This window comes from Maritalea sp. (assembly GCF_051251695.1).
Taxonomy (GTDB): Bacteria; Pseudomonadota; Alphaproteobacteria; order Rhizobiales; family Devosiaceae; genus Maritalea.
Map to the genome: position 1 here is coordinate 1 of NZ_JBPOEU010000095.1, position 2,340 is coordinate 2,340.

A 2,340-nucleotide genomic window follows, 5' to 3' on the forward strand; every position below is an offset into this window, starting at 1 on the left:
TATGTATTCCGATGGGCTGCGCGTTGTCAGGGGGGGACTTCAATGAATTTTAAATCAGAAATAAGCACCGAAAGTTTCAATCGGCTTTCTCTGTCAGAGCAGGTCGAAAGCGCGCTGCGACGCGAGATTACCGAGGGGCGGATTGCTCCTGGGGGGCGGGTTGAAGTAGCAAACTACCAAAAAATTTGGCAAGTTTCATCAACTCCTTTCCGTGATGCGTTGCGGGCATTGGAGGGGCAAGGACTTGTCACTATCGAGCCGCGGAAAGGTGCCTTTGTTGCTCAGATGAACGTTGAGACTCTTCAAGAGATTTTTGACGTGCGGATCGCGCTGGAATGTATGGCTGTCGAATTGGCTACTGCCCATATACCAAAAACGCGGGCGCAATCGCTTGTCGAAACATATAGTAAAGTTTTGAAAGGCGAAGCTACAGAATTTGACCTCGAGAAAGAAGATCGGGTGGTGCATGAATTGGCGCGTGAATATTGTGGAAATGGGCGGATCAAGAAGCTTTTGATGAGCCAGATGGATCTCTTTAGTTGGGCGCAGCACACTATAGTCGCCGAGCTGCCGCATTCATTTTCGCTAGCGCTTCCAGAGCATTTAGAAGTCGCGAGAAGCTATCTTGCGGGAGATCCCAAGCTAGCCATCGAAGCGATGCGAATACACCTAGAAAACTCCCGTGATCGGCTAGTCTCTCTTAGAGAAGGCCAGATGGCCAAAATATAGATTGATTTGCCCTAAAAGTTGAATTGCCCGGTTTGCGGGCAGTGGCCTTGGCCACGCGAGAGAGATGTCTAAGAATCCAATCAGGAATTTATAAATGAAGATCGCTAAAGTCATACCATATATCGTTTCCCAAAGCCTCGGGGAGCAGAGTTTTTGCTATGCGCAGGCATGGTACAATACCCGCACGATCATGCTGCTCGAGATCGTCACAGAAGATGGTTTGAGTGGTTTTGGGGAGGCTTTTGGCAACGCGCACATCAACAAGTCAGTAATTGACCATGCATATAAAGATCGACTGATCGGCCAAAACGTTTTTGATAACGGACTTATTTGGGATGATTTGTATAATTCCATGCGCAATTGTGGCCAGAAAGGCTCGGCTATTCAGGCTTTGAGTGCGGTCGATAACGCACTGTGGGATCTGAAGGGGAAATACACAAAACTACCCGTGTACCGCCTGATAGGTGGGGCGCGCCGCAAGCGCCTAGTGCCTTATGCGACGGGCTTATACCACAGCGCAAGTGTCACCAATGAGCGTGATTTGGTCGGAGAAGCTGTCGGATATGCCCAGTCTGGTTTTCGGGCAATGAAAATGAAAATCGGTTTTGGTGTTGAGAATGACAAGCGTATGGTGCGCGCCATTCGAAGCGCCATAGGTGATAGTATTGACTTAATGGTTGATGCAAACCATGCCTACAATGCCTGCACTGCTATATCGCTTGCACGCGACATTGAACAGTACAATATCAAGTGGTTTGAAGAGCCAGTTCCTTCCGAAGATATCAAAGGGTATCAAGAGGTTAAAGCAGCAACGACCATCCCGATTGCAGGCGGTGAAACCGAATTCACCAGCTATGGATTTCAGCCACTAATTGCGGCGCGGGCGGTGGATATTGTTCAACCTGATTGCTGTGTTGCGGGCGGGCTTACGGAATTCCAAAAAATCGTACAAATGGCTAAACTAGAAAACATTCAATGTTGCCCGCATGTTTGGGGTGGTGCCGTCGCGCTTTCGGTTGGTTTGAACGCCGCGTTTGCGATGCCTGATTTTCCCGAAAGTCTGAACCCTGCCGATGTTTTCCTTGAATATGATCGCTCTCCAAATGTGTTCCGAGATGAGCTCTCAAGGACCAAGTTGACCATGCGCGACGGGTATATCGATTTGCCTGAGTTTGAGGGGCTGGGCGTAGATATCGACCGGGATGTCATTGCGAAATATCAAATTTGCTGAGTCTGAAAAATCAGTAAATCCGCTAAATTTCCGGCAACAACACGGAATTTGTGGCGGTGGAACTAGAAGAATTTGACCTACTAAAAAGGAAGAAAACATGCGTAAAATATACAAACTTATTCCCGCTCTAGCCGTTGTCTCCGCAATGGTTGTGCCGAGTTTCGCCTCAGCCGATGAAAAAGGTACTGTCGGCATTCTCGTGCATAATCAAGCAGATGCCTTCATGCAGTCCATCGTATCCGGTGCAGAAGAAGAAGCCGCAGCGCTGGGGTATGACTTTGTTTCGGCCTCGTCTGATGGCGATTCCATCAAGGAGCTTGAAAGTATTAGAACCTTCAATGTTCAAGGCGTGACGTTGCTCGCACTTGCCTCCACCACAC

At 48.7% G+C, this 2,340-nt stretch carries 3 protein-coding genes; all 3 read left to right on the forward strand.

The annotated features are described in order from the left end of the window. Positions 1–42 precede the first annotated feature (42 nt). A complete protein-coding gene (locus ACSHWX_RS18310) occupies positions 43–729 on the forward strand; it encodes a GntR family transcriptional regulator (protein ID WP_435669648.1) in 687 nt (228 codons plus the stop codon). A gap of 94 nt (positions 730–823) precedes the next feature. Then, positions 824–1,960, forward strand: coding sequence for a mandelate racemase/muconate lactonizing enzyme family protein (locus ACSHWX_RS18315; protein ID WP_435669649.1), 1,137 nt, complete (start codon positions 824–826; stop codon positions 1,958–1,960). 97 nt (positions 1,961–2,057) lie between these two features. Beyond that, positions 2,058–2,340 (forward strand): hypothetical protein (locus tag ACSHWX_RS18320; protein ID WP_435669650.1); only part of this gene is annotated, 283 nt, incomplete at its 3' end.

Bases quoted from the DNA above. Each gene is read 5' to 3' on its own strand.
- ACSHWX_RS18315 (WP_435669649.1), top strand. From the start codon at position 824: ATGAAGATCGCTAAAGTCATACCATATATCGTTTCCCAAAGCCTCGGG.
- ACSHWX_RS18310 (WP_435669648.1), top strand. From the start codon at position 43: ATGAATTTTAAATCAGAAATAAGCACCGAAAGTTTCAATCGGCTTTCT.